At 63.4% G+C, this 23,512-nt stretch carries 22 protein-coding genes; 10 read left to right on the forward strand and 12 right to left on the reverse strand.

Translation table 11 applies throughout. The features are described from left to right. Positions 1-58 precede the first annotated feature (58 nt). Both HWQ56_RS23715 and HWQ56_RS23720 read left to right on the forward strand, forming a co-directional pair. Positions 59-1,372: a delta-60 repeat domain-containing protein gene (locus HWQ56_RS23715; protein ID WP_176571925.1), complete on the forward strand. Its 1,314-nt coding sequence runs from the start codon at positions 59-61 to the stop codon at positions 1,370-1,372. Positions 1,373-1,421: 49 nt separating this feature from the next. Beyond that, complete coding sequence (locus tag HWQ56_RS23720; RefSeq protein ID WP_176571926.1) at positions 1,422-2,765, forward strand: NHL repeat-containing protein; 1,344 nt, start codon at positions 1,422-1,424, stop codon at positions 2,763-2,765. A gap of 1 nt (position 2,766) precedes the next feature. Here the strand turns inward: HWQ56_RS23720 and HWQ56_RS23725 are convergent, their stop codons facing one another. Both HWQ56_RS23725 and HWQ56_RS23730 read right to left on the reverse strand, forming a co-directional pair. After that, entirely contained in the window at positions 2,767-3,723 is a 957-nt protein-coding gene (locus tag HWQ56_RS23725; RefSeq protein WP_176571927.1) for an iron-sulfur-binding ferredoxin reductase, read from the reverse strand. Continuing rightward, the gene (locus HWQ56_RS23730) at positions 3,716-4,822 is read right to left on the reverse strand and encodes a GGDEF domain-containing protein (RefSeq protein WP_158157344.1); all 1,107 of its coding nucleotides are present in this window, start codon (positions 4,820-4,822) and stop codon (positions 3,716-3,718) included. The genes HWQ56_RS23725 and HWQ56_RS23730 overlap by 8 nt, the downstream gene beginning before the upstream one ends. 336 nt (positions 4,823-5,158) lie before the next feature. Between HWQ56_RS23730 and HWQ56_RS23735 the strand changes: the two genes are divergently transcribed. Beyond that, positions 5,159-6,682 carry a fumarate hydratase gene (locus tag HWQ56_RS23735; RefSeq protein WP_158157342.1) on the forward strand — a complete coding sequence of 508 codons (1,524 nt, stop codon included), beginning with the start codon at positions 5,159-5,161 and terminating at the stop codon, positions 6,680-6,682. A 123-nt stretch (positions 6,683-6,805) separates the two neighbouring features. On the opposite strand, the gene HWQ56_RS23740 is transcribed toward HWQ56_RS23735, so the two are convergent. From HWQ56_RS23740 to HWQ56_RS23765, 6 genes are all read right to left on the reverse strand, one after another. After that, positions 6,806-7,141 (reverse strand): ribbon-helix-helix domain-containing protein, encoded by a 336-nt coding sequence (locus HWQ56_RS23740; RefSeq protein ID WP_176571928.1) that lies wholly within the window; start codon positions 7,139-7,141, stop codon positions 6,806-6,808. A gap of 10 nt (positions 7,142-7,151) precedes the next feature. Next, positions 7,152-7,733: a DJ-1/PfpI family protein gene (locus HWQ56_RS23745; protein ID WP_158158663.1), complete on the reverse strand. Its 582-nt coding sequence runs from the start codon at positions 7,731-7,733 to the stop codon at positions 7,152-7,154. Positions 7,734-7,834: 101 nt separating this feature from the next. Next, positions 7,835-8,992 carry a phospholipase D-like domain-containing protein gene (locus HWQ56_RS23750; protein WP_176571929.1) on the reverse strand — a complete coding sequence of 386 codons (1,158 nt, stop codon included), beginning with the start codon at positions 8,990-8,992 and terminating at the stop codon, positions 7,835-7,837. A 145-nt stretch (positions 8,993-9,137) separates the two neighbouring features. Beyond that, entirely contained in the window at positions 9,138-9,437 is a 300-nt protein-coding gene (locus tag HWQ56_RS23755; RefSeq protein WP_158158665.1) for an amidase, read from the reverse strand. Then, on the reverse strand, positions 9,434-10,525 hold the full coding sequence (locus HWQ56_RS23760) for a serine hydrolase domain-containing protein (RefSeq protein ID WP_176571930.1): 1,092 nt from the start codon (positions 10,523-10,525) through the stop codon (positions 9,434-9,436). The genes HWQ56_RS23755 and HWQ56_RS23760 overlap by 4 nt, the downstream gene beginning before the upstream one ends. Positions 10,526-10,648: 123 nt before the next feature. Beyond that, positions 10,649-11,533, reverse strand: coding sequence for an acyl-CoA dehydrogenase middle domain-containing protein (locus HWQ56_RS23765; protein WP_176571931.1), 885 nt, complete (start codon positions 11,531-11,533; stop codon positions 10,649-10,651). 131 nt (positions 11,534-11,664) lie between these two features. Between HWQ56_RS23765 and olsB the strand changes: the two genes are divergently transcribed. After that, positions 11,665-12,420 (forward strand): L-ornithine N(alpha)-acyltransferase, encoded by a 756-nt coding sequence (gene olsB, locus HWQ56_RS23770; RefSeq protein WP_176571932.1) that lies wholly within the window; start codon positions 11,665-11,667, stop codon positions 12,418-12,420. Then, positions 12,420-13,196, forward strand: a complete 777-nt coding sequence (locus HWQ56_RS23775; protein ID WP_176571933.1) for a lysophospholipid acyltransferase family protein — start codon at positions 12,420-12,422, stop codon at positions 13,194-13,196. Before olsB ends, HWQ56_RS23775 begins: the two co-directional genes overlap by 1 nt. A gap of 33 nt (positions 13,197-13,229) precedes the next feature. Here HWQ56_RS23775 and HWQ56_RS23780 read toward each other — a convergent pair whose 3' ends face one another. After that, on the reverse strand, positions 13,230-13,796 hold the full coding sequence (locus HWQ56_RS23780; protein ID WP_176571934.1) for an acyl carrier protein phosphodiesterase: 567 nt from the start codon (positions 13,794-13,796) through the stop codon (positions 13,230-13,232). Positions 13,797-13,951: 155 nt separating this feature from the next. Here HWQ56_RS23780 and HWQ56_RS23785 point away from each other — a divergent pair, with 155 nt between their 5' ends. Next, positions 13,952-14,257 (forward strand): ArsR/SmtB family transcription factor, encoded by a 306-nt coding sequence (locus HWQ56_RS23785; RefSeq protein ID WP_158158671.1) that lies wholly within the window; start codon positions 13,952-13,954, stop codon positions 14,255-14,257. A 30-nt stretch (positions 14,258-14,287) separates the two neighbouring features. Beyond that, the gene (locus tag HWQ56_RS23790; RefSeq protein WP_176571935.1) at positions 14,288-15,337 is read left to right on the forward strand and encodes an alkene reductase; all 1,050 of its coding nucleotides are present in this window, start codon (positions 14,288-14,290) and stop codon (positions 15,335-15,337) included. A gap of 96 nt (positions 15,338-15,433) precedes the next feature. Here the strand turns inward: HWQ56_RS23790 and HWQ56_RS23795 are convergent, their stop codons facing one another. Genes HWQ56_RS23795 through HWQ56_RS23805 form a run of 3 tightly spaced genes read right to left on the reverse strand, consistent with a single transcriptional unit; the run spans position 15,434 to position 18,269 of the window. After that, positions 15,434-16,276 (reverse strand): ATPase, encoded by an 843-nt coding sequence (locus HWQ56_RS23795; protein ID WP_158158673.1) that lies wholly within the window; start codon positions 16,274-16,276, stop codon positions 15,434-15,436. A gap of 57 nt (positions 16,277-16,333) precedes the next feature. Next, positions 16,334-17,335 carry an NAD-dependent epimerase/dehydratase family protein gene (locus HWQ56_RS23800; protein WP_176571936.1) on the reverse strand — a complete coding sequence of 334 codons (1,002 nt, stop codon included), beginning with the start codon at positions 17,333-17,335 and terminating at the stop codon, positions 16,334-16,336. Positions 17,336-17,381: 46 nt separating this feature from the next. Then, positions 17,382-18,269 carry a LysR family transcriptional regulator ArgP gene (locus tag HWQ56_RS23805; protein WP_176571937.1) on the reverse strand — a complete coding sequence of 296 codons (888 nt, stop codon included), beginning with the start codon at positions 18,267-18,269 and terminating at the stop codon, positions 17,382-17,384. Positions 18,270-18,360: 91 nt separating this feature from the next. Between HWQ56_RS23805 and HWQ56_RS23810 the strand changes: the two genes are divergently transcribed. From HWQ56_RS23810 to HWQ56_RS23820, 3 genes are all read left to right on the forward strand, one after another. Further along, complete coding sequence (locus HWQ56_RS23810; protein WP_176571938.1) at positions 18,361-18,960, forward strand: LysE/ArgO family amino acid transporter; 600 nt, start codon at positions 18,361-18,363, stop codon at positions 18,958-18,960. Between the two features lie 187 nt (positions 18,961-19,147). Next, entirely contained in the window at positions 19,148-19,744 is a 597-nt protein-coding gene (locus HWQ56_RS23815; RefSeq protein WP_158158677.1) for a superoxide dismutase, read from the forward strand. A gap of 1,695 nt (positions 19,745-21,439) precedes the next feature. Then, on the forward strand, positions 21,440-23,491 hold the full coding sequence (locus HWQ56_RS23820) for a putative bifunctional diguanylate cyclase/phosphodiesterase (RefSeq protein WP_158155634.1): 2,052 nt from the start codon (positions 21,440-21,442) through the stop codon (positions 23,489-23,491). The last annotated feature ends 21 nt before the right edge of the window (positions 23,492-23,512 follow it).

Consider the following 23,512-nt stretch of genomic DNA (forward strand, 5'->3'; position numbering starts at 1 on the left):
TGCAGCTCCCGGATGCGCTGAAATAGCCGCCTCGACTTCAGCGCATCAGGGAGGCCTCATGTATTCGCGCTTTACACCCCACCACGAACGCCCGACGTCATTTTCCACCCCCCAGGCCCAGTCACTCGACGAGCAACGGTTGGAGATCGATGGCGATATCAAGGCCATGGTCCAGTTGCCCAGCCAGAACCAGTGGTTGCTGGCCATCGACTCGGGGTACGAGTTCTGCGTGGCACGGCTGAATGCAGACCTGACGCTGGACCGCTCATTCGGCGCGCCAGGGGCAGGCTACTTCTACGACAGTTTCGAGCCTGCCTGCGCAGGGCTGAACGTCGTCAACCAGATCGCCTGGCTCAACGGCAAGATCGTGGTCGTGGGCGCCTTCTTCGACTTCGACGTGGACCGCGTCGCTATCGCCCGCTACCACCCTGACGGCAGTCCCGACCTCAGCTTCAACGGCACGGGCAAGCGCGTGGTCCAACTGCCCCATTCACCCCGACGACCTGGCGGCCTGCGCAATGGCAAACTGCACTCGGCCATCTCTACGCCCCATACGCCACTGCTGGAAGCGGATGGGTGCCTGTGGGTGTTCTTTCACGAAGTAGACGAGCACCACCGCGAGGGGCGCTCGCTACTGCTGCGATTGACGGCCGATGGCGCGCTGGATCCGGGTTTCAACCACCAAGGCTTCGCCCCTGTTCAGTTCGAGGGGCGCGACGTGGTCCCCCGGGGCGTGGTGCGCCAAGGTTCGGCCTTGCTGGTGTATGGCGCTACTTGCGCTGACGCAGACGGTACCAGCCTGGGGCTGGTAGCGCGTTTCAACGCCGGCGGGGAGCGTGACATGACCTTCAACGGCAATGGTTTCGTGGTCATTGGCGACGCTGGCGTAGCGGCGATGATCAGCCAGGTGCACATGCTCGGGAACGGCGAGTTCCTGGCGGTTGGCACCTTCGGCAGCGACCTGTTGCTAAGCCGCCGCAGCGCCGATGGCAGCCCCGCCAGCCAGTTCAACGACGGTGTGCCGCTATTGGCGAACCTGCCGTTCCAGGTGAGTGCGGTGAAGGCCTTGATCGGCAACGGCGATGGCGTGCTGCTGGCCGCGAGCATCGGTGCGATAGGCAGCCGGGGGATGCTGATTCAGTTACGCGGGGACGGTAGCCTGGATACCGACTTTGGCGCTGGGGCGGGTTACCTGATGGCGGAACATGAGTCCGAATACCTGGCTCTGGGCATTGAACGCAGTGGTGCCATCGTCGCCGCGGGCTACCTCTTCCAAAGCGCCTACTACGCCTGGCTCAGGACATTCGACAGCACCGACAGGGGCACCCTGACATCTGAACCACCTGTTAGTTTTGACAGTATCCGCCTCTAGCACGCAGGTATCTAATCAAGCCTCTACTCAAAGCAAGGGATGGGGCGAGATGAATATTCTCACGAAAACCAAAACGATTCAGGATGCGCAATTTGACCTTGTTCTTCCCCTGGACGGGCATATCAAGTCGGTGATACCCGGCCCGGGCCACGATCACTGGTTGTTTGGCATGGACGCCGGGATGGCTATTGCCCTGGGCCGCATCAATCCTGACCTGACACTGGCCCCGCCGTTTGGCCCCATCCCCGGGGGAGCCTACTTCAGTGATTCCTTCAATCCAGGAGCCAGTGGCTTCGCCGCGATTACCCACATGGTGATGGCTAATGACAAACTGTGGGCATTCGGCCTGTTTTTCGACTTCAGCGATTTCACCGACCATATAGCCATTATCCGATACCACCTCGACGGTTTGGTGGATGACAGCTTTGGCGATCATGGCCGAGTTGTCGTCACCTTCCCTACCCGCAACAAAAGCGACAACGCGCCCCAGCGCAGCATCATTCGTTCGGCAACAAAGGCGCCGTCTGTACCTCCTGAAGTATTGCCGGATGGCAAGATGATGTTCTTCTTTCTGGATATCAACGAGGACAATTGGGATGGCCGTACCGTGTTGGTCAGGCTCACTGCGCAGGGTGATCTGGACACCAGCTTCAACGGCACGGGTATCGCGCCAGTACAATTGGCAGGCCGCGACCTAAACCCGCGCGGGCTGCTGACGCAAGGTGACAAGACAATTGTCTTCGGTACTACCCAAGCCAGGCAAGACGAGCCATCGCTGGCGGTGATCGGACGGTACGATAGCAACGGCCAATTGGATCAGAGCTTCAACGGTAACGGCTTCATCGCCATTGGCGACGAGGAACGCTATGTCACAAACCTAGGCAGTTTCACATACGACGAACAGGATCGGATCATCGTGACGGGCACGTTCGACGAGCCAGGCGCTCCAGATGTTCCATCGCGCCTCTTCGTTGCCCGTTTGCTGGCCGATGGCTATGCCGATCCAACCTTCAATGACGGTTTAGCGTTGGGGATAGAGTTGCCATTTGCAGTTCACTCGGTCAATGCCACCGTTATTCAGGTGGAAAATCAGAATACGATTCTGATTGCGGCAACGGCCGACATCGATGGCCAACCCAGAGGGGCCCTGATTCGGCTGACGAACCAGGGGGCGGTCGATGACAATTTCTCGGGAGGTCTGGGCTACCACCTCGCCGATCGGCGTTCCGAGTATCTGACCCTGGGCCTCACCCAGTATCCGGGTATCGTGGTCGGCGGTTATGTCAACGACGAGTTCGACGGTTTGCCGGCCGAGTACGCTTGGCTACGGCATTTCTCGGAGGACGGACAGCGCAAGGCGCATCCACGGCAGCGGGTGATGCCCATTCGGTAGTTCAGGATTGGTAACCGCCGCCCTCACGGCCGGTAAATACATCGGCCAGTACCTGATTGCGCGGAACCCCGCCCAGGAACAGGCGCTTGCTGTACGCCTCGACGCTGGCCGGGCTACCGCACACGAGCGCATGAACGCGACGTGAACTGGGGCGCAACCCTGCCAGCGCTTGTGAGAAATCCTCGGGCAATACCCGTTCAATCCGTACCGATGGATGATTGGCCGCCAGGGTGCTCAATTCGCTCGCCAGATAGTGCTGCCTCGCGTCCCGCGCCAGATGTACAAGGCGAATTTCGCCCGCGTGCCGCTGGCGCAAGGCTTCGCGCAAAATGCCGTATAGCGGTGCCAACCCGGTACCGGCCGCCAGCAGCCATAATGGGCAATCCTGCCAATCCGGGTCATAACGCAACGCCCCGGCCCGCAACTCACCCAGGCGCACATGGTCCCCCAGCCTGAAATCCTTGGCAACGTCGACGAACGCCCCCGGGTGGCGGCAATCGATATGAAACTCCAGAAACCGATCTTCCTGCGGCAGGCTGGCCAGCGAATAGGGCCGTGCCACGCCTGACTCGGTCCACAGCACCAGATGCTGGCCGGCCTGATAGCGCAGGGGCTTGCTGGGTTGCAAGCGCAGCCTGAGCACCTCGGGGCTGAGCCAATCGCACGCCTCGACCCGCGCGGGCAAGCCGTCCGTAGCGGGGTCGAACACCGCCACACTGAGGTCTTCGACTACCTGGCACTGGCACGCCAACCGCCACCCTTCGGCGTGCTTGCCGGCATCCAGCGCCGCTGGCTGATTGTCGCGGGGTTCGCCCCGCAGGCAATGCACCAGGCAGGCATGGCAACTGCCGGCGCGACAACTGTAGGGCACATTCAGCCCCTGGGCATTGAGGGCGTCCAACAGGTTGGCCCCCGCTGCCACCGCCCAGCGCCGCTGGCCCACGGTGATCTCAGGCATCGGCCATTTCCCACGCCGCGGCGCACTGGTTGCGGCCATTACGCTTGGCACGGTACAACGCCTGGTCGGCACGATGCAGGGCATCGTCCAGGTCATCGCCTTCCAATAGCAGGGTCATGCCTACCGACAAGCTCAGGCCATGCAACGTCAGCCCCTCGGGTTCGGCGGTGGCGAACGCCAGGCGCAGCCGCTCGCAGCACACCTGCAGGCGCTCGGTGGTGGAATCAGGCAGTAGCAACACGAACTCCTCTCCGCCGTAGCGGGCCAGCACGTCGCCATCGCGCAGGCAGGCCGCCGCCACTTGGGCGAACACCTGCAGCACCTGGTCGCCGGCAGCGTGGCCGTGCAGGTCATTGATGCGCTTGAAATGGTCCAGGTCGATCAGTGCCAGGCCATGGGCGCTGCCTTCGGTCATGGCCAGCAACTCACGGCCAGCCAGGCTGAGGAAGTGCCGGCGGTTGTACAGCCCGGTCAACTCGTCGGTGGCCACCAGGTCTTCAAGCTGGCGCATCATCCCGCGCAAGGTGTCCTGGTGGGCCTGCAGCGCATAGCGACGCTGGCGCATGCGTTGGCGCGAAGCCTGTACGTAACTGGCGTACAGGCACAGCCATACCAGCACCACGAACAATACGCACACCTGCACCGCCGCCAGGCCAGGTTCGGCCAGCTTCATCTGGTAGCCTTCATAGAGGTTCAACCCGGCAAAACTGAAGAACACCAGCACCGCGCAGCGCACGAACACCCGGCGGCTGAGGTGGAACAGGCCAAACAGCAGCAAGAGCAGGTAGAGCACCAGAAACGTGCCGCGGGCGCCGTCCAGATTAGCCATCAGCCAGGTCTGCCAGACCAGCGCCAGGAGCACCTGGAACTCGGTGAGGCTGGGGTCGCGGAACCGCCGGTTCCAGCCCTTGAGAAACACCAGTGCCAGGGCCGCCTGGCTCGCCGCGACCAGCACGGTGGTTGCGACCACGGTAGCAATCGACGCGCGAAAGTAGTCGCTGAGCGTTACCACCCAGGTCAGGAGCAGCACCAGCACGTATGTACCTGCCGCCAGGAGAAAGCGCTTGATCAGCAGTTTCTGTAAGAGTTTGTCGGTCACTCGTTGACTCACCGTGCTCAATGGGATTCCTTCCCGTCCTGGCACCGAACGGCGCTATGGCCAGATGCCACTTTAGTGCTACCCGTCAAAAATAACTAATCAATTTTGCTACAGATGTACAAGACTTCTGTACAGCTTTTGCGCGCGCGGCCGTATCGATTACCGCCCCACCTTTGACTATCGGCGTGTGTCCCCAGCCCGCAGGTGCGGTATACTGCCGCGCCTTTTTTGCGTCGGCAGCAGCTCGCTGGCGCGCCTTGAAAGGTCGTTTCGATGGTCGCCCGACGCGTCGAAATACCTTAACGAATGTTCCCGTCTTTAAGAGGAGCGCGCCGCATGACCGTGATCAAGCAAGACGACCTGATTCAGAGCGTCGCTGACGCCCTACAGTTCATTTCCTACTACCATCCGGTAGATTTCATCCAGGCCATGCACGAAGCCTACCTGCGCGAAGAGTCGCCAGCGGCCCGTGACTCCATCGCCCAGATCCTGATCAACTCGCGCATGTGCGCCACTGGCCACCGGCCGATCTGCCAGGACACCGGCATCGTCACCGTGTTCGTGCGCGTGGGCATGGACGTGCGCTGGGACGGCGCCACCATGAGCCTGGACGACATGATCAACGAAGGCGTGCGCCGCGCCTACAACCTGCCCGAGAACGTACTGCGCGCCTCGATCCTGGCCGACCCGGCAGGTGCGCGCAAGAACACCAAGGACAACACCCCGGCGGTCATCCATTACTCCATCGTCCCGGGCAACACCGTGGAAGTGGACGTGGCGGCCAAGGGCGGCGGTTCCGAGAACAAGTCGAAGATGGCCATGCTCAACCCATCCGACTCGATCGTCGACTGGGTCCTGAAAACCGTGCCCACCATGGGCGCCGGCTGGTGCCCACCGGGCATGCTGGGCATCGGCATCGGCGGTACCGCCGAGAAAGCCGCGGTGATGGCCAAGGAAGTCTTGATGGAGTCCATCGACATCCACGAACTCAAGGCCCGTGGCCCGCAGAACCGCCTGGAAGAGATCCGCCTGGAGCTGTTCGAGAAGGTCAACCAGCTGGGCATCGGCGCCCAGGGCCTGGGTGGCCTGACCACCGTGCTCGACGTGAAGATCATGGACTACCCGACCCACGCCGCCTCGCTGCCGGTGTGCATGATCCCCAACTGCGCCGCCACCCGACACGCCCACTTCGTGCTGGACGGCTCCGGCCCGGCCGAGCTGGAAGCGCCAGACCTGGACGCCTACCCGGAAATCGTCTGGGAGGCCGGCCCATCAGCGCGCCGCGTGAACCTCGACACCCTGACGCCGGAAGAAGTGCAGAGCTGGCAGCCCGGCGAGACCATCCTGCTCAACGGCAAGATGCTCACTGGCCGCGACGCCGCGCACAAGCGCATGGTAGAAATGCTCAACCGGGGTGAAACCCTGCCGGTTGACCTGAAAGGCCGCTTCATCTACTACGTAGGCCCGGTCGACCCGGTGCGTGAAGAAGTGGTAGGCCCAGCCGGCCCGACCACCGCTACCCGCATGGACAAGTTCACCCGCCAGATCCTCGACCAGACCGGCCTGCTGGGCATGATCGGCAAGTCCGAACGCGGCCCGATCGCCATCGAAGCCATCAAGGACTACAAGGCCGTGTACCTGATGGCCGTCGGCGGCGCCGCCTACCTGGTGGCCCAAGCCATCAAGAAGTCGCGCGTGGTGGCCTTCGAAGAACTGGGCATGGAAGCGATCTACGAGTTCGAGGTCAAGGACATGCCGGTCACCGTCGCGGTAGACAGCAATGGTGAGTCGGTGCACATCACCGGGCCTGCGATCTGGCAGAAGAAGATCAGCGAAAGCCTGGCGGTGGAAGTGAAGTAAGGTCGGTGACCTTGCAATGAGAAAGCCCGGCCTGTGTGCCGGGCTTTTTTGTGGGCGAAAACGAACTCGAGCCTCTCCACCTGATCGTATCCTAGGTGAGTCCCCCCCGACGCAGCCCCACCGTCAGAGCGAAGCGGAATGCCGAGCCGCCAACGCCACCACGCCGCCCCGCCCCGCCTCCCGCGCCACCACCGCCGGGCGCCCCAGGCTCAGATACCGCATGCAGCTGACCCGCAAGAACGAGGCGAAATTGACCACCTCCCCCCGGTAATCCATCACCTCTTCATACAGCTTGGTGATCAACTGGTTGGTGCTCATGCCATCCGCCTCGGCGATTTCGCTGAGCACGTCCCAGAACTGGTTCTCCAGGCGCAGGGTAGTGACCACCCCGCGGATGCGCAGCGAGCGCGAGCGGGACTCGTAGAGGATGGGATCGGCCTTGACGTAGAGCTCGCACATGTTCAATTCCTCATAGAATGATCTGGGTGCCCAGCAAGCCCAGAAAGCCCGCCAGCCAGGCCGGGTGCGCTGGCCAGGCCGGGGCGCTGGCGAGGTTGCCCTGTACGTGGGCCTGGTTGACTTCGATGTCGATGAAGCGACCGCCGGCCAGTTTCACCTCCGGGGCGCAGGCGGGGTAGGCGCTGCACTCGCGGCCTTCCAGTACGCCAGCGGCGGCGAGCAACTGGGCACCGTGGCACACGGCAGCGATGGGTTTGGCGCTCTGGTCGAAGGCTTGCACCAACTCCAGTACCCTGGCATTGAGGCGCAGGTATTCCGGCGCCCGGCCACCGGGGATGACCAGGGCGTCGTAGTCCGCGGCGTTGACGTGGGCGAAGTCAAAATTCAGCGCAAAGTTGTGGCCCGGTTTTTCGCTGTAGGTCTGGTCGCCCTCAAAGTCATGGATGGCGGTGCGTACGCTTTGCCCTGCCTTTTTGTCCGGGCACACGGCATGCACCACGTGGCCAACCATCTGCAACGCCTGGAAAGGCACCATCACTTCGTAGTCTTCGACGTAGTCGCCCACCAGCATCAGGATCTTTTTCGCGGCCATGCTGCAGTACTCCTCTGAACCAGGTGAAATAACGTTCTCCTACCAAGGTAGTCCTGTGGGCACGGCTGCGGGTAATAAGCGGTTACTACTCATCGGATCGCTTATTGGCGGCGGCCCAGCACGAAGATGGTCAACCGGTCCAGCCACCCGAACAGACGCTGCTGTACCCGGCCCCAGAGCGGCCGCCGCTGCCAGCGCGCGTTGTCGATTTCCAGGCTGGCGGCAAAATCACGCTGGAAGCTGCGCTCCACCGCCCGGGTCATGGACGGCTCCAGCACTTCGACGTTGGCCTCCAGGTTGAAGCGCAGGTTCCAGTGGTCGAAGTTGCATGAGCCGACGCTGACCCAATCGTCCACCAGCACCATTTTCAGGTGGGAGAAACATGGCTGGTACTCGAAGATGGTCACGCCGGCCTTGAGCAAGCGCGGGTAGTAGTTGTGCCCGGCGTAGCGTACCGACGGGTGGTCGGTACGCGGGCCGGTCAGCAGCAGCCGCACGTCGACCCCACGCTGGGCAGCACGCCGCAGTGACCGGCGGACTTTCCAGGTGGGCAGAAAGTACGGCGTGGCCAACCAGATGCGCTGCTGGCCGCTGTTGATGGCCCGTACCAGGGCTCGCAGAATGTCGCGGTGCTGGCGGGCATCGGCATACGCCACGCGGCCCAGGCCATTCCCCGTGGCCGGCACCTTCGGCAGGCGCGGCAAACCGAAGTGCATGGCGGGGCGCCATGCCGTGCGGCGCAGGTTGGCGCGCCATTGGCGGTCAAACAGCATCTGCCAGTCGGCCACCAGCGGACCTTCCATTTGCACCATCACTTCATGCCATTCGCTGCTGTTCCGGTCGGGGTGCCAGAACTGGTCGGTAAGCCCGGTGCCGCCAACCGCCGCCCATTGCTGGTCGACGATCAGGACTTTGCGATGGTCGCGGAACAGGTTGCGCAGGCCCCGGCGCAGGCTCATGGCGTTGTACCAGCGCAACAGCACCCCGGCGTCGACCAGGCGCTGGCGCAGTTCGGCACTTAATGCCAGGGAGCCGTAATGATCGAACAGGCAACGTACCATCACCCCGCGCTGCGCAGCCTCGACCAGTGCCTGGATGACCACCTCGGCGCAGCGGCCGGATTCCACCAGGTAGAGTTCGAGGTCGATATGCTCCTGCGCGCCAGCGATGGCGGCGAGCATCCGCGGAAAGAACACCGGGCCGTCGACCAGCAACTCGAAGTGGTTGTCGGGCCGCCAGGGGAAGATCGGACCGGCCACCTCAGTGCACCGGCCAGGCGGAAAGGTTTCGCGTAGAGCGCGCCATGAGGTTCATGAAAACTCCAGTTACATTCCCCCGCAACCTTAGCTGGGGAGTGGGCGGTGTGGCAACTGGAGCACCAGCCGATACCGGGGCCATTCCCCGTTACCGCACCAACCGGCACCCCTGCCGCGCGCCGGTCCATTGGGCCGTGGCGGCTTGGCCCAACCCCCGCGCCGAGACCAGGGCACGCACGGGGTCATCTTCAAGCGCATTCAAGGGCAGGTACTGTTTGACGTAACCCTGGCAGTATGACGCCGTCAGGCCCATCACGTAGCGGCACGAACAGTATTCCTTGGCGCTGTACGCGCTGAGGATGCCGGGAAACGCCGCGAGCGCGACACGCTCGTGCCACACCGCAAGGCCCAGGGCCAGGGCGATGACGACGGCCACGCCACGCTTCATGGTGCGGCCCCCGGGGCAAACGCCGCCAAGGCGCGCTTGAGCAGTTCGTTGTGCTGGTAGCTGGCGTCGCGGTCGTCACCGTAGCGCACGATCACCAGTTTCTGCTCGGGCAGCACATACAGGGCCTGCCCCCAGCGCCCGAGGGCCGCGAAGGTCTGGGCCGGGGCATCAGGCCATGGCCGCGGGGCACCGCCCACGGGTTGGTTGAGCCACCACTGGCCGCCACCGGTGGCTTCGCCAGGTGCGGCCACGGCGTGTTCGAAAGGCCGGCGGTTGAAGGCTACCCACGCAGCGGGCAGCAACTGGCGATCTCGCCAGCGACCGTCGCGCAGCATCAACAGGCCGACGCGCGCCAGATCGCGGGCGCGCAGGTAAGCGTAGGAAGAGGCCACGAACGTACCATGGGCGTCGGTCTCCCATACCGCCTGCTCAATGCCCAGGGGCTGAAACAGGGCGCGCCAGGGATAATCCGGGTAATCGCGGGCTCCGACTCTCTGCTCCAGCACCGCCGACAGCAGGTTGCTGTCGCCACTGGAGTAGCGAAACACCTGCCCGGGCGCCGCAAAGCTGTCCAGGCTGGCGGTAAAGGCGGCCATGTCGGTGCGCCCGCGGGTGTAGAGCATGGCGACCACGGAAGAATTGAGCGGTGCGTATTCGTAGTCCTCCTGCCAGGCCAGCCCGGAAGCCCACTGCAGCAGGTCCACCAGGCGGATATCGGGATGGCGGGCCAAGGGCGAGTAGTACTGAGCCGCCGAGTCTTCCAGGCGGAAACGGCCCTCGCCGAATGCCACACCCAGCACACACGCCATGAGGCTTTTGCTGACGGACCAGGTGGTGTGCAGCGAGTCGGCAGTGAAGGGCGCTGCGTAGTGTTCGTACACCAGGCGACCATCGCGGATCACTACCAGGGCATCGGTGCGGATGCCTTGGCGCGTGTCATCGTTTCTCGGTGCAAAGGCGTAGTCGGTCAGGGCCTGAACCGCAGGGCCCGGTGGCTGCAAGTCTTCAAGCCATTGCCGGGCCGGCCAGTCCTCGGCCAGGGTGGTGGTGGTCCAGCAAAGCAACAGCACGAGGCAGCGTCTGATCATGGCCGGGCCTTGGGGTGGACAGCCGTGAGGTTAATCAAACTTCATGACAGTTGATCGGCGCTGGCCGGGGTTTGCCAGTGGAACCGGGCGACGCTCGGGAAGCACTCACCGCGCCGTGCGGCCTTACAACCCCAACGTCTCGATGGCTTTCTCCAAGCGTTTTTGCCGTGCCCCGCCAGCCAGGGTCAGCAGCCCCCGATCTCGCATCCACACCTCGGCCAACTCGGCCGGGCTGCCGGCAAAGGCGTCATCGAGTTGCGGCGCCAGCGCCGCGAACTGCTCGAAGACTCCCGCGAGCAACACATGGCTGGTGGCTGCCACGGGGCTTTGGCGCGTGGCTTCGGCGCAGCTGCCCAATAGCCCTACCAAGCGCAACTGCAGGGCGCGCGGCCAGCCATGGTCCTGCCCGCAGCCATACAACCACCCCAGCATTGCGCTCAGCACGTACAGGTCTTCCAGGCTGCGGAAGGGTTTGACGTAAGCGTCCCAGCCATCTCCGGCCAGGCGCTCGCACAACGCGTTATCCAGATGCAGGCGGCTATGGCTGATTTCGGGCATGAACGGTAACGCCGGCAAGGCTTCCAGGCGTACCCCCGGCTCGCCCGGGTAAACCACCACCAGGCTCAACCGCGGCGCCTGCCCCTGGGGCTCGCTGCGCGCGGCCACCAGCAGCCAGTCGGCGGCGTCACCGGCGGTGACGAAGTCCTTGCGGCCATCGAGGCGCAACCCGGCCAGGCGGGTGTGCAGATCAGCCGGGCGCAGGCTGTGCTGTTCAGTGGCGCAGATGGCGCCGAGGCTGGCCGGTGCGCTGGGCCACAGCACACGCAAGGCGGCCTGGTAACCCACCAGGAACGCCAGGCCGGGGCTTGGCATTGCCTGGCCACCCAGCACCGCCAGGTGGAACGGCGACACTGGGCCAAGGCGGTCCAGCAGCGCGGCGTAGGTATCAGTCAGGGTCGCCAGCGACGGCAACCGTTCACGGACGGCGAGCAACGTGAGCCAGGACATAAGTGCTCCTTGGGGGCTGTCATACAAGCATCACCAAAGCTTAACGGTGATGACACTGGGCCTACATAGGCTGAGATTGCCCAACAAAGTCGACCGGCCGCAACCCCTTGGCTGCCCTTTGGAGACCCGCAATGACTCAGATCGCTCTATCTGGCGTTACACGCACCGAACGGCGCCTGCAAGCCGAACGCCTGACAGGCCCAGACGCCCTGCGCGAAGCCCAGAGCCTGCGCTTCCATGTCTTCAGTGGCGAGTTCAACGCCACGCTCAAAGGCGCCGAGCTGGGGTTGGACATGGACGACTATGACGCCCACTGCCGCCACATCGGCGTGCGCGACCTGAGCACCGGAGCGCTGGTGGCCACTACCCGCCTGCTCGACCACAAGGCCGCCCATGGCCTGGGGCGTTTCTACAGCGAAGAGGAATTCAGCTTGCACGGCCTGGGCGGCCTGCAAGGTCCCATCCTGGAGATAGGCCGGACCTGCGTGGCACCCGATTACCGCAATGGCGGCACCATCGCCGTGCTCTGGGGCGAGCTGGCCGAAGTACTCAACGAAGGTGGCTACAGCTACCTGATGGGCTGCGCCAGCATCCCCATGCTGGACGGCGGCGTGCAGGCGCGGGCGATCATGCAGCGCCTGCGCGAACGCTACCTGTGCACTGAACACCTGCGGGCCGAGCCGAAAAAGCCGTTGCCGGAGCTGGACGTGCCGGCCAATGTGATCGCCGAGATGCCCCCGTTGCTCAAGGCCTACATGCGCCTGGGCGCCAAGGTGTGCGGTGAGCCTTGCTGGGATGAAGCTTTCCAGGTGGCCGACGTGTTCATTCTGCTCAAGCGCGAGAACCTGTGCCCGCGCTACGCCCGCCACTTCAAGGCGGCCGTGTGATGGCGCGCGGGCGCGTCTACGCGCGCATCGCCCGGGTGCTGCTGGTGGTGGCTTTGGGCTTGAGCATGGCGGCGATCTTCACCTTGTACGAGCGCCTGCGCATTCGCCATTCGATGGTCAGGCGCCAGCGCTGGTCGCGTTTTTTCATGCAACGCCTGAGCAATGCCCTGCCCTTTCGGGTCACGGTGCACGGCACCCTGCCTACCCAACCGACGCTGTGGGTCAGCAACCATGTGTCCTGGACCGACATCGCCCTGCTGGGCCAATTGGCGCCGCTGTCGTTCCTGTCCAAGGCCGAAGTGCGCACCTGGCCCATCGCCGGCTGGCTGGCGCTGAAGGCCGGCACCCTGTTCATCCGCCGCGGCTCGGGCGACAGCCAGTTGATTCGCCGGCAAATGACCCAGCACCTGCGCGGTAACAGCTCCCTGATGATCTTCCCCGAAGGCACCACCACGGATGGCCGTGGCCTGCGCACTTTCCACGGCCGCTTGCTGGCCAGTGCGGTGGAGACCGAAATACCCTTGCAGCCGGTAGCCATCCGTTACCTGCGTAACGGCGAGATCGATCCGCTGGCGCCGTTCATTGGCGAGGACGACCTGCTGTCGCACCTGATGCGGCTGTTCAGTCATGACGTGGGGGAAGTGGAAATTCACGTGCTCACGCCTATCCCGAGTGCCGGGATGGAGCGGGCAGCCTTGGCGTTCCAGGCGCAGGAAGCGGTGCGCAGGGCGTTGTTCGGGGTGGCGGAGTCGGTGCCTGAATCCGCGGCGGCCTGAGGGTTGGGCCGTGTCGGGATCCAGCCAGCGCGATTACTGCGCTGCGAACCCTTGAAGAATCGGATAGAAATCCCTGAAGTCCTGAGTCAGCGGCTCGTACAATTCCCGCACCTCCTCCATCGCCCCCAGTAAGCCTTCAGGCTTGGACAAACGCCGCGAAATCCCCAGCAGCACCTGCCCCACCACCTCGAACTCCCGGTACGAACCCAGCCAGTCATCGGCAATCATGTAGGGCGCCATGCGTGCCAGGCGCCCGGGCAACTCGGGCTCGGCCGCCAGTACCCGGTACACGTCCTGGGTATAGCGCTTGAGCGGCACCGCGCAGTAATCCTTCCAGTGCAACGCCAGGCAGTGATCGAAAAACACGTCGACGATGATCCCGGCGTACCGCCGCCGCTGCACCGGAAACCGCGCCAGTGCGCCGAGCACGATAGGGTGGCTGTCGGTGAAGGCGTCGATGCGCCGGTGCAGCTGGATCGCCTGCACCAGCGTCGGCGAATAGCGCCCTTCCAGACTGCCCTTGACGAAATCGCCGTACAGGCTGCCCAGCAGTTGTTCAGGTTCCTGGCCGCCCAGGTGCAGGTGCGCGAGATAGTTCATGGGTTTGAGCGTACCACCTCCATGGCCCCATCGTTATAACCCGATATAGCAGACGATCATTTACTTAGCACGCGATCATATTTGTATATCGCGATTTACAGATATATATTTCGGGCTATCGCGATATAGCGTTACACCTGACGAGCCCTGCTGCCATGCCACTCGACCTTGACGAAATCATCAAAGCCCTGGCCCACCCGGTTCGACGAGACATCCTCGGCTGGCTGAAGAACCCCGAGGCGGAGTTTCCCGATCAGGTGCACCACAGCACGGAGCTGGGCGTGTGCGCCGGCCAGATCGACCAGCGTTGCGGCCTGTCGCAGTCCACGGTCTCGGCGCACCTGGCGACACTGCAACGCGCCGGCCTGGTCAGCAGCCGCAAGGTCGGCCAATGGCACTTTTTCCAACGCAACGAGGAAACCATCCAGGCCTTCCTCAAGCAGATGAGCCACGAGCTCTGAGCCCTTTTCAACCCAATGTGAGGCATGTCCATGACCACTATTTTCGACCCGATCAAGCTGGGTGACCTCGAGCTGCCGAACCGCATCATCATGGCACCGCTGACCCGCTGCCGCGCCGACGAAGGCCGCGTGCCGAACGCGATGATGGCCGAATACTACGTTCAGCGCGCCACCGCCGGCCTGATCCTCACCGAGGCCACCTCGGTAACGCCCATGGGCGTGGGCTACCCGGACACCCCCGGCATCTGGTCCAACGACCAGGTGCGTGGCTGGACCAACATCACCAAGGCTGTGCATGGCGCCGGTGGACGCATCTTCCTGCAACTGTGGCACGTGGGCCGTATTTCCCATGAAAGCTACCTCAACGGCGAAACACCGGTGGCCCCCAGCGCCGTCAAGCCGGCCGGCCATGTGAGCCTGGTGCGGCCGATCACCGAGTACCCCACCCCGCGTGCGCTGGAAACCGCGGAAATTGCCGATATCGTCGAGGCTTACCGCCAAGGCGCGGAAAACGCCAAGGCTGCGGGCTTCGATGGCGTGGAAGTGCATGGCGCCAACGGCTACCTGCTCGACCAGTTCCTGCAGAGCAGCACCAACCAGCGCACCGACCAATACGGCGGCTCACTGGAAAACCGGGCGCGCCTGCTCCTGGAAGTGACCGATGCCTGCATCGAGGTCTGGGGCGCAGGCCGGGTCGGCGTGCACCTGGCGCCGCGCGCCGACTCCCATGACATGGGCGACGCGAACCGCCTGGAAACCTTCAGCTACGTGGCCCGTGAATTGGGCAAGCGCGGCGTGGCATTCATCTGCGCCCGCGAGAAGGAAGCCGACGACAGCATCGGTGCTGCTTTGAAGGACGCCTTCGGTGGCCCTTACATCGCCAACGAACGTTTCACCAAGGCCAGCGCCAATGCCGCCCTGGCAGCCGGTACCGCCGACGCCGTGGCTTTCGGCGTGCCGTTCATCGCCAACCCTGACCTGGTCGCACGCCTGGCGGCGGATGCTCCGCTGAACGACGCACGGCCGGAACTGTTCTATGCCAAGGGTGCCGAGGGGTACCTGGACTACCCGACGCTCTGACCCCCAGCAATGTAGCTCGGGCACGGCACCTCGCGCAGTCTCTGACTGAGCCCGCTGGAGCCATCCCGAGCTTCGCCCGGCCTCATACGCTGCGCGTCACTGCCGGGTATTGATCTGCTGCTGCAGGTTCTGGATCTGGCTCTGCAACGTGGTGATGTTGCGCGTGGTCTGGCCACGGAACGAGTCGAATTCGGCGGTGTTGGTGCCGGCGGCCGGGGCCGGGCGGTTTTCCACCTCGCTTTTGAGCACCACCAGGTCCTGCTCGACGCTATCGAGCCGGCCCGTCACGTTGCCTTGCTTCTTCAGCGCGGCCACGTCTGTGGTCAGCGCCTTGATCTGGGCGTCCAGCTTGCCGGCGTCAGCCTGGCCGCCCTTGAGGGTCGCCAGGTCGGCGCTCAGGCTCTTGAGTTGGGCCTGCACCTGGTCATTGGCGGCCTGCTGCGCGCTCGCCACGGCCAAGGCCTGGTCAATGCGCTTGCCCAGGTCGCCCTGCTGCCCGGCCACCCCCTGCTGCAAGCGGCCCTGATCCTGCAACTGGGCCTGCAACTGCTTGATCTGCAGCTTCAATTGTTCGCTGCCACTGGTGGCACTGGACTCGGTGGCCACCACCTTGCCGCTGATGTCGCGCAGGCGGCCGGCCGCCTCTTCACTGATGCGTGCGAAGCTTTCCTGGGTCGCCACCAGTTGTTGCTCCATCAACGATATCTGCTGGAAGCTCCACCAGCCAAGGCCCACCAGGGCGATACTCAGGGCACCGACCAGGGCCCACAGCGGGCCAGTGCTGGCGCCCTTGACCTTGACCACTGGCGTGGCGCGCGAATACACCGTGGTGCGCCCGCGCTCAGCATGGGGGGTGGAGGCAAAGTCGTCGTCATCGCCGTCCTTGGCGCTCAGGCGAGGGACATTGTCGAAATCATCGTCACGGGCGTCGTTACGCATGGGGAAACCTTCTGCAAACACACAGGAATGGCGTGAAATGGCTGCGAGTATACCGGGTCAACGGCTACCAGTTCGGTCCTGGGCTCGCCACCAGGCGCAGAACTCGTCCAGGGCCGCCCACAGGCTCACCTGGGGCGCGTAGTTCAGATAATGCCTGGCGCGGCTGATGTCCAGGGTGAAATCCTTGTTCATGACCTGCATGCCCAGGCGCGACAAGGTCGGCTGCGGCCGCCCCGGCCACAACAGGCACGCGCCCTCGTTGAGCGCGGCAGCCGTGTAGGCCAGGCCGTATGAGCGGTAGCGCGTGGCCTGAGGCAGGTTCATCTGGCGCATCACATAGTTGACCACGTCCCAGATCGGCACCGGCGCGCCGTTGCTGATGTTGTAGGCTTTGCCCAACGCCGGCTCGTCGGCCAGCAGCGCACTCATCAGCGCTTCATTGAGGTTCTGCACACTGGTGAAGTCGACCTTGTTCAAGCCATTGCCAATGATCTTCAAACGGTTCTTTTTCTGCATCTGCAACAACCGCGGGAAGATACTGACGTCACCGGCACCGGTCACGAAGCGCGGGCGCAGGGCCAGGACCTCGAGGCCGAACTCCGCGGCCCCGAACACTTTCTGTTCGGCCAGGTATTTGGTCTTGGCGTAGTGGTCATGGAAGCGCCGGGGCACCTGTTCCTCGCGCAGCGCCAGATGCGAGCGGCCATCGAAATAGATAGACGGTGATGACAGGTGCACCAGGCGTCGTACCTGCTCCTTGAGACACGACTCGACCACGTTCTCGGTGACCTCCACGTTGCCACGATGAAAGTCCTGATAGCGCCCCCAGTTACCCACCGCGCCGGCACAGTGGACCACGGCCTCGATCCCAATGCACAAGCGGCGCACCAGGTCCGGGTCGGTCAGGTCGCCCTGCACGAACTGGGCGCCACGGCGCACCAGGTGTTCTACCCCCTCGGCCCGACGGCCGCTCACGCGCACCTCCAGGCCCTGTTCCAGCGCGTGGCGGGCAAAACGCCCGCCAATGAAACCGCTTGCGCCGGTCACCAGAATTTTCATGAAACGCTCCGCATCGGGTTCAGCTTGAATAAGGGCGCGTGCCGGCTCATGCCACCAACCAGCGTGCCGCCTGGCGTGCCAGGTGGTCCGTTAGGTCGCTCAGCAATTGCCCGCCATGACGCCAGTGGTGCCAATACAGCGGTACATCGATCCAGCGCTCTGGCAACAGCTGCACCAAGGTGCCGCTGGCCAACTGCGTGCGTGCCTGCAACGCCGGCACCAGGCCCCAGCCAAGCCCATGCTCGGCCATGCGCAGGAAGCCTTCCGACGAAGGACACAGGTGGTGCAGGAAACCACCCTCGATGCCCAGTTCAGCCAGGTAGCGGTGCTGCAACAGGTCATCGGGGCCATAGACCAGCGCCGGGGTCTGGGCCAATTGTCCCGCAACGAAGCCGTCGGGGAAATGCCTCTCGACGAACCCGGGGCTGGCCAGCGCCAGGTAGCGCATGGCCCCCAGCGGGAGGCTGCGCGCGCCCGCCACGGGTCGTTCGCTGCCGCAGACACAGGCGGCCACCTCCCCGGCACGCATGCGCTTGAGGCCCACGTCCTGGTCTTCGACTACCAGATCCAGCAATACGCCACGCGCCGTGCAGAAGTCGCCGACGGCGGCCGCCCACCACGTGGCCAGGCTATCGGCGTTCAGGGCGATGCGCAGCCTTTGCGGCATGCCTTCCTCGTCCAGGGCCGGCACCTGCCCTTGAAGGTCGCGTTCGAGCAAGCGTACTTGCTGAACGTGGTTGAGCAGCCGTCGGCCGATCTCCGTGGGCACCGGTGGGGTCGCCCTTACCAGCACCGGCTGGCCAACCCGCGCTTCCAGCAACTTGATGCGTTGGGAGACCGCCGACTGAGACAGCCCCAGCACCTGGGCGGCACGTTCGAAACCGGCCTGCTCAGTAACGGCGGCCAGCGCGGAAAGCAGTTTGTAATCAAACATTACTTTTCCTAATGAGTGATGAACGCTATTTGTTTTTCTTATACAGCAAAGCCCCCCACACTCCCAGTACTCGAACAGGAGAATGGCAGGCATGTGGCACAGTTATATGAACGGTCTGATGGTCGCGGCGGGGCTGATCATGGCAATCGGTACCCAGAATGCCTTTGTGCTGGCCCAGAGCCTGCGCCGCGAGCATCACCTGCCCGTCGCGGCGTTATGCGTGCTGTGCGACGCGGTGCTGGTGACCCTGGGTGTGTTCGGGCTGGCCAACGTACTGGTCCACAGCCCATTGCTGCTAAGCGTGGCGCGTTGGGGTGGCGCGGCCTTCCTGTTGTGGTACGGCGCCCAGGCATTACGCCGTGCCTGTTCCCGGCAGAGCCTGCAACAAGGCCAGCACAGCGGCCAGCGTTCGCGTCGGGCAGTGTTGCTCAGCGCCCTGGCGGTCACCTTGCTCAACCCCCATGTGTACCTGGACACCGTACTGCTCATTGGCTCCCTGGGCGCCCAGCAGGCCGAACCCGGCGCGTACGTGGCCGGCGCCGCCAGCGCGTCCTTGCTGTGGTTCTTCACCCTGGCCCTGGGTGCGGCGTGGCTGGCCCCTTGGCTGGCGCGGCCCGCCACGTGGCGGCTGCTGGATCTGATGGTGGCGGTGATGATGTTCGCCGTGGCAGCACAACTGATCGTTGCCTGAGCCACTGGTCTGCGGGCGGCAGCCGCTCTGGAACCTCTATCCCACACAGTTGTTGCGTGGTTATGCCGCAGCCCCGGTGCTATGATCCCAAGCTTGCGCCGCAAAGAGTAAAAACTCGCCGGCGTATCTATGGCCGCCCGTGATCGGCCTTGCGCTCACCGCAACAGACCTGATTAGGAGAATCACCATGGCTTTTGAATTGCCGCCGCTGCCCTACGCCCACGATGCGCTGCAGCCGCACATCTCCAAAGAGACGCTGGAATACCACCACGACAAGCACCACAACACCTACGTCGTGAACCTGAACAACCTGGTGCCAGGCACCGAGTTCGAAGGCAAGACCCTGGAAGAAATCGTCAAGTCTTCCTCCGGTGGCATCTTCAACAACGCCGCCCAGGTCTGGAACCACACTTTCTACTGGAACTGCCTGGCGCCAAACGCCGGTGGCCAGCCTACCGGCGCCCTGGCCGAGGCCATCAACGCTGCGTTCGGCTCCTTCGACAAGTTCAAGGAAGAGTTCAGCAAGACTTCCATCGGCACCTTCGGCTCCGGCTGGGGCTGGCTGGTGAAGAAAGCTGACGGCTCCCTGGCCCTGGCCAGCACCATTGGCGCCGGCAACCCGCTGACCAGCGGCGACACCCCGCTGCTGACCTGCGATGTCTGGGAACACGCTTACTACATCGACTACCGCAACCTGCGTCCGAAGTATGTCGAGGCGTTCTGGAGCCTGGTCAACTGGAAGTTCGTGGCTGAGCAGTTCGAAGGTAAAACCTTCACTGCCTAAGCTGCCAGCTTGCTGAAAAACCCGGCTTCGGCCGGGTTTTTTGTGCGTGCGGATTTTGCAAAGTGGCGGCAAGCGCAACACGCTGCTAATGGGATCGTGGACATATCCATTGCACAGGGTGCGCGAACTGGCGGTTCCGGCCTGACGCCGGCTCACTTTTTTTCAAACGACAAAAAGTAAGCAAAAGCAACATCAAAAGCCAGCGAAAAACCCAATCCTGAGATCGGCTTTCTCTACGGGAACGCAGTTAGCGAGCGCCGACGCACTTGAGCCAAGTGTTAGCTTCCGCCTTGGTTCTTGGCTTTTGCTTTTGCTTTTGCTTTTGCTTTTGCTGTGGCTTTTGCTTTTGCTGTGGCTTTTGATCTTGCTTTTGATGTACCGCCCCGTTAAGCGCCTGGGCCACCTTTCGGCGCCGACCAGGGGGCTGCCCGCAGGGCCCGAGGCGTCAGCCGAGGAAACGGCCCCGGCACGCTTCTATAGCCGGGGCCGTTTGCCCCCTGGTCGGCGTCGGAAGGTGGGTACCCGGAGCGCAGCGCAGGGCCCCAGCAGGGGCGAGCCCTTTTTGGTTACTTTTTGGGGCGTCTGCCAAAAAGTGACTCGCCGTAAGGGCGAAACCGCCAGCCGGGCCGCCACCCCCTTGGATATGTACTCGAATTGAAAAGCCACGCTGCTAATAGGATCGCACGCATATCCATTGAGCAGGGTGCGCAAACTGGCGGTTCCGGCCTTACGCCGGCTCACTTTTTTTCAAACGACAAAAAAAGTAAGCAAAAAAGTCTCGCCCCTGCTGGGGCCCTACGCTGCGCTCCGGGTTCCCTCCTTCCGGCGCCGACCAAAGGGCAAACGGCCCCGGCTATAGAAGCGTGCCGGGGCCGTTCCTCGGCTAAAGCCTCGGGCCCTGCGGGCTGCCCTCTGGTCGACACCGGAAGGAGGCCCAGGCGCTTTACGGGGCGGCACGTCAAAAGCAAAAGCAAAAGCAACATCAAAAGCAGGATCAAAGGCCAGCAAAAACCCAACCCTGAGATCGGCTTTCTCTACGGCAACGCACCTCAGCCAAATGTTGGCTTCCGCCGTGGCTTTTGCTGTGGCTTTGGCTTTGGCTTTTGCCTTTGCTTTTGATCTTGCTTTTGACGTGCCGCCCCGTTAAGCGCCTGGGCCGCCTTTCGGCGCCGACCAGGGGGCTGCCCGCAGGGCCCGAGGCGTCAGCCGAGGAAACGGCCCCGGCACGCTTCTATAGCCGGGGCCGTTTGCCCCCTGGTCGGCGTCGGAAGGTGGGTACCCGGAGCGCAGCGCAGGGCCCCAGCAGGGGCGAGCCCTTTTTGGTTACTTTTTGGGGCGTCTGCCAAAAAGTGACTCGCCGTAAGGGCGAAACCGCCAGCCGGGCCGCCACCCCCTTGGATATGTACTCGAATTGAAAAGCCACCCTGCTAATAAGGATCGCACGCATATCCATTGAGCAGGTTGCGCAAACTGACGGTTCCGGCCTTACGCCGACTCACTTTTTCCCAAACGACAACAAACTTTGCGCGCCCCACCACAGAGCTTTTCCTCACACCTCGCAGCCTGCAACGCAAACCCCTTGCCTCGATCTGCGATACAGCTAAGATCTACACAGGCTCACCCCTTGACTGCCCACCGGGATTGCCACCGATAATGGCATATTGATGCCACCTGCATGCAACAAGGAATGGCCCTTTGAAGCTGGAACTCAAGAACAGCTTGTCGGTGAAGTTGCTACGCGTTGTGCTGCTCTCTGCGCTGATCGTAGGGGTAGTGCTCAGTTGCGCCCAAATCGTGTTCGATGCCTACAAGACCCGTCAGGCCGTGGCCAACGATGCCGCGCGGATCCTCGACATGTTCCGCGACCCGTCCACCCAGGCGGTGTACAGCCTCGACCGGGAAATGGGTATGCAGGTCATCGAAGGCCTGTTCCAGGACAATGCGGTGCGCATCGCCTCCATCGGGCACCCCAATGAACCGATGCTGGCCGAGAAGACCCGCCCACCGCTAAAGACCGCCACACGCTGGCTGACCGACCCCATCCTGGGCCAGGAGCGCACCTTCACCACGCAACTGGTGGGCCGCGGGCCCTACAGCGAATACTATGGCGACTTGAGCATCACCCTGGACACCGCGCCCTACGGCCAGGGTTTCATCATGAGTTCGGTGATCATCTTCATTTCCGGTGTATTGCGCGCCATGGCCATGGGCCTGGCTTTGTACCTGGTGTACCACTGGCTGCTGACCCGGCCGCTCAAACAGATCATCGAACACCTGACGCAAATCAACCCCGACCGCCCCAGCGAACACAAGCTGCCAGCGCTCAAGGGCCACGAGAAAAACGAACTGGGGCTGTGGATCAATACCGCCAACCAGCTGCTGGCGTCCATCGAGCGCAACACGCACCTGCGCCATGAAGCTGAAAACAGCCTGCTGCGCATGGCCCAGTACGACTTCCTCACCGGCCTGCCCAACCGCCAGCAACTGCAGTCACAGCTGGACAAGATCCTGATCGATGCCGGCCGGTTGCAGCGCCGGGTAGCTGTGTTGTGCGTCGGCCTGGACGATTTCAAGAGCATCAACGAGCAATTCACCTACCAGACCGGCGACCAATTGCTGCTGGCCCTGGCCGACCGCCTGCGGGCCCACAGCGGCCGCCTCGGGGCCCTGGCACGCCTGGGGGGCGACCAGTTCGCCCTGGTACAGGCCGACATCGACCAGCCCTACCAGGCCGCCGAACTGGCGCAAAGCATTCTTGACGACCTGGAGGCCCCCTTCGGCCCCGACCTGCAGGAGATCCGCCTGCGCGCGACCATCGGCATCACCCTGTTCCCCGAGGACGGCGACAGTACTGAAAAGCTGCTGCAGAAAGCCGAACAGACCATGACCTTGGCCAAGTCCCGCTCGCGCAACCGCTACCAGTTCTACATCGCCAGCGTCGACAGTGAAATGCGCCGGCGTCGCGAGCTGGAAAAGGACCTGCGCGAAGCCATCGCGCGCGGCCAACTGTTCCTCGCTTACCAGCCCCAGATCAGCTATCGCGACCATCGCGTGGTCGGGGTGGAGGCCTTGCTGCGCTGGCAGCACCCTGAGCACGGCCTGGTGCCCCCCGACCAGTTCATCCCTCTGGCCGAACAGAACGGCAGCATCATCGCCATCGGTGAATGGGTCATGGACCAGGCCTGCCGACAACTGCGCGAATGGCTGGACCAGGGCTTCAATGACCTGCGCATGGCGGTCAACCTCTCCACCGTGCAGCTGCACCACGCCGAACTGCCACGAGTGGTCAGCAACTTCCTGCAGATCTACCGCCTGCCGCCGCGCAGCCTGGAACTGGAAGTCACCGAAACCGGCCTGATGGAAGACATCAGCACCGCCGCCCAGCACCTGCTGAGCCTGCGCCGCTCGGGCGCCTTGATCGCCATCGACGACTTCGGCACCGGCTACTCCTCGCTCAGTTACCTGAAATCGCTGCCACTGGACAAGATCAAGATCGACAAGAGCTTCGTCCAGGACCTGCTGGAAGACGACGATGACGCCACCATCGTGCGAGCCATCATCCAGCTGGGCAAAAGCCTGGGCATGCAGGTGATCGCCGAAGGCGTGGAAACCCTTGAGCAGGAACGCTACATCATTTCCGAAGGCTGCCACGAGGGCCAGGGCTACCTGTACAGCAAACCGCTGCCAGCCCGCGAATTGACCGCCTTCCTCAAGCAGGCCCAGCGTAGCCAGGCAGTGAGCCTTTAAGGCCCTGCCCCGGGCCTGATG

The organism is Pseudomonas eucalypticola, assembly GCF_013374995.1.
Classification (GTDB): domain Bacteria; phylum Pseudomonadota; class Gammaproteobacteria; order Pseudomonadales; family Pseudomonadaceae; genus Aquipseudomonas; species Aquipseudomonas eucalypticola.

Coding starts and splice junctions, on each gene's coding strand:
- HWQ56_RS23715 (WP_176571925.1), top strand. CDS start 59: ATGTATTCGCGCTTTACACCCCACCACGAACGCCCGACGTCATTTTCC.
- HWQ56_RS23720 (WP_176571926.1), top strand. CDS start 1,422: ATGAATATTCTCACGAAAACCAAAACGATTCAGGATGCGCAATTTGAC.
- HWQ56_RS23725 (WP_176571927.1), bottom strand. CDS start 3,723: ATGCCTGAGATCACCGTGGGCCAGCGGCGCTGGGCGGTGGCAGCGGGG.
- HWQ56_RS23735 (WP_158157342.1), top strand. CDS start 5,159: ATGACCGTGATCAAGCAAGACGACCTGATTCAGAGCGTCGCTGACGCC.
- HWQ56_RS23740 (WP_176571928.1), bottom strand. CDS start 7,141: ATGTGCGAGCTCTACGTCAAGGCCGATCCCATCCTCTACGAGTCCCGC.
- HWQ56_RS23745 (WP_158158663.1), bottom strand. CDS start 7,733: ATGGCCGCGAAAAAGATCCTGATGCTGGTGGGCGACTACGTCGAAGAC.
- HWQ56_RS23755 (WP_158158665.1), bottom strand. CDS start 9,437: ATGAAGCGTGGCGTGGCCGTCGTCATCGCCCTGGCCCTGGGCCTTGCG.
- HWQ56_RS23760 (WP_176571930.1), bottom strand. CDS start 10,525: ATGATCAGACGCTGCCTCGTGCTGTTGCTTTGCTGGACCACCACCACC.
- HWQ56_RS23765 (WP_176571931.1), bottom strand. CDS start 11,533: ATGTCCTGGCTCACGTTGCTCGCCGTCCGTGAACGGTTGCCGTCGCTG.
- olsB (WP_176571932.1), top strand. CDS start 11,665: ATGACTCAGATCGCTCTATCTGGCGTTACACGCACCGAACGGCGCCTG.
- HWQ56_RS23775 (WP_176571933.1), top strand. CDS start 12,420: ATGGCGCGCGGGCGCGTCTACGCGCGCATCGCCCGGGTGCTGCTGGTG.
- HWQ56_RS23780 (WP_176571934.1), bottom strand. CDS start 13,796: ATGAACTATCTCGCGCACCTGCACCTGGGCGGCCAGGAACCTGAACAA.
- HWQ56_RS23785 (WP_158158671.1), top strand. CDS start 13,952: ATGCCACTCGACCTTGACGAAATCATCAAAGCCCTGGCCCACCCGGTT.
- HWQ56_RS23790 (WP_176571935.1), top strand. CDS start 14,288: ATGACCACTATTTTCGACCCGATCAAGCTGGGTGACCTCGAGCTGCCG.
- HWQ56_RS23795 (WP_158158673.1), bottom strand. CDS start 16,276: ATGCGTAACGACGCCCGTGACGATGATTTCGACAATGTCCCTCGCCTG.
- HWQ56_RS23800 (WP_176571936.1), bottom strand. CDS start 17,335: ATGAAAATTCTGGTGACCGGCGCAAGCGGTTTCATTGGCGGGCGTTTT.
- HWQ56_RS23805 (WP_176571937.1), bottom strand. CDS start 18,269: ATGTTTGATTACAAACTGCTTTCCGCGCTGGCCGCCGTTACTGAGCAG.
- HWQ56_RS23810 (WP_176571938.1), top strand. CDS start 18,361: ATGTGGCACAGTTATATGAACGGTCTGATGGTCGCGGCGGGGCTGATC.
- HWQ56_RS23815 (WP_158158677.1), top strand. CDS start 19,148: ATGGCTTTTGAATTGCCGCCGCTGCCCTACGCCCACGATGCGCTGCAG.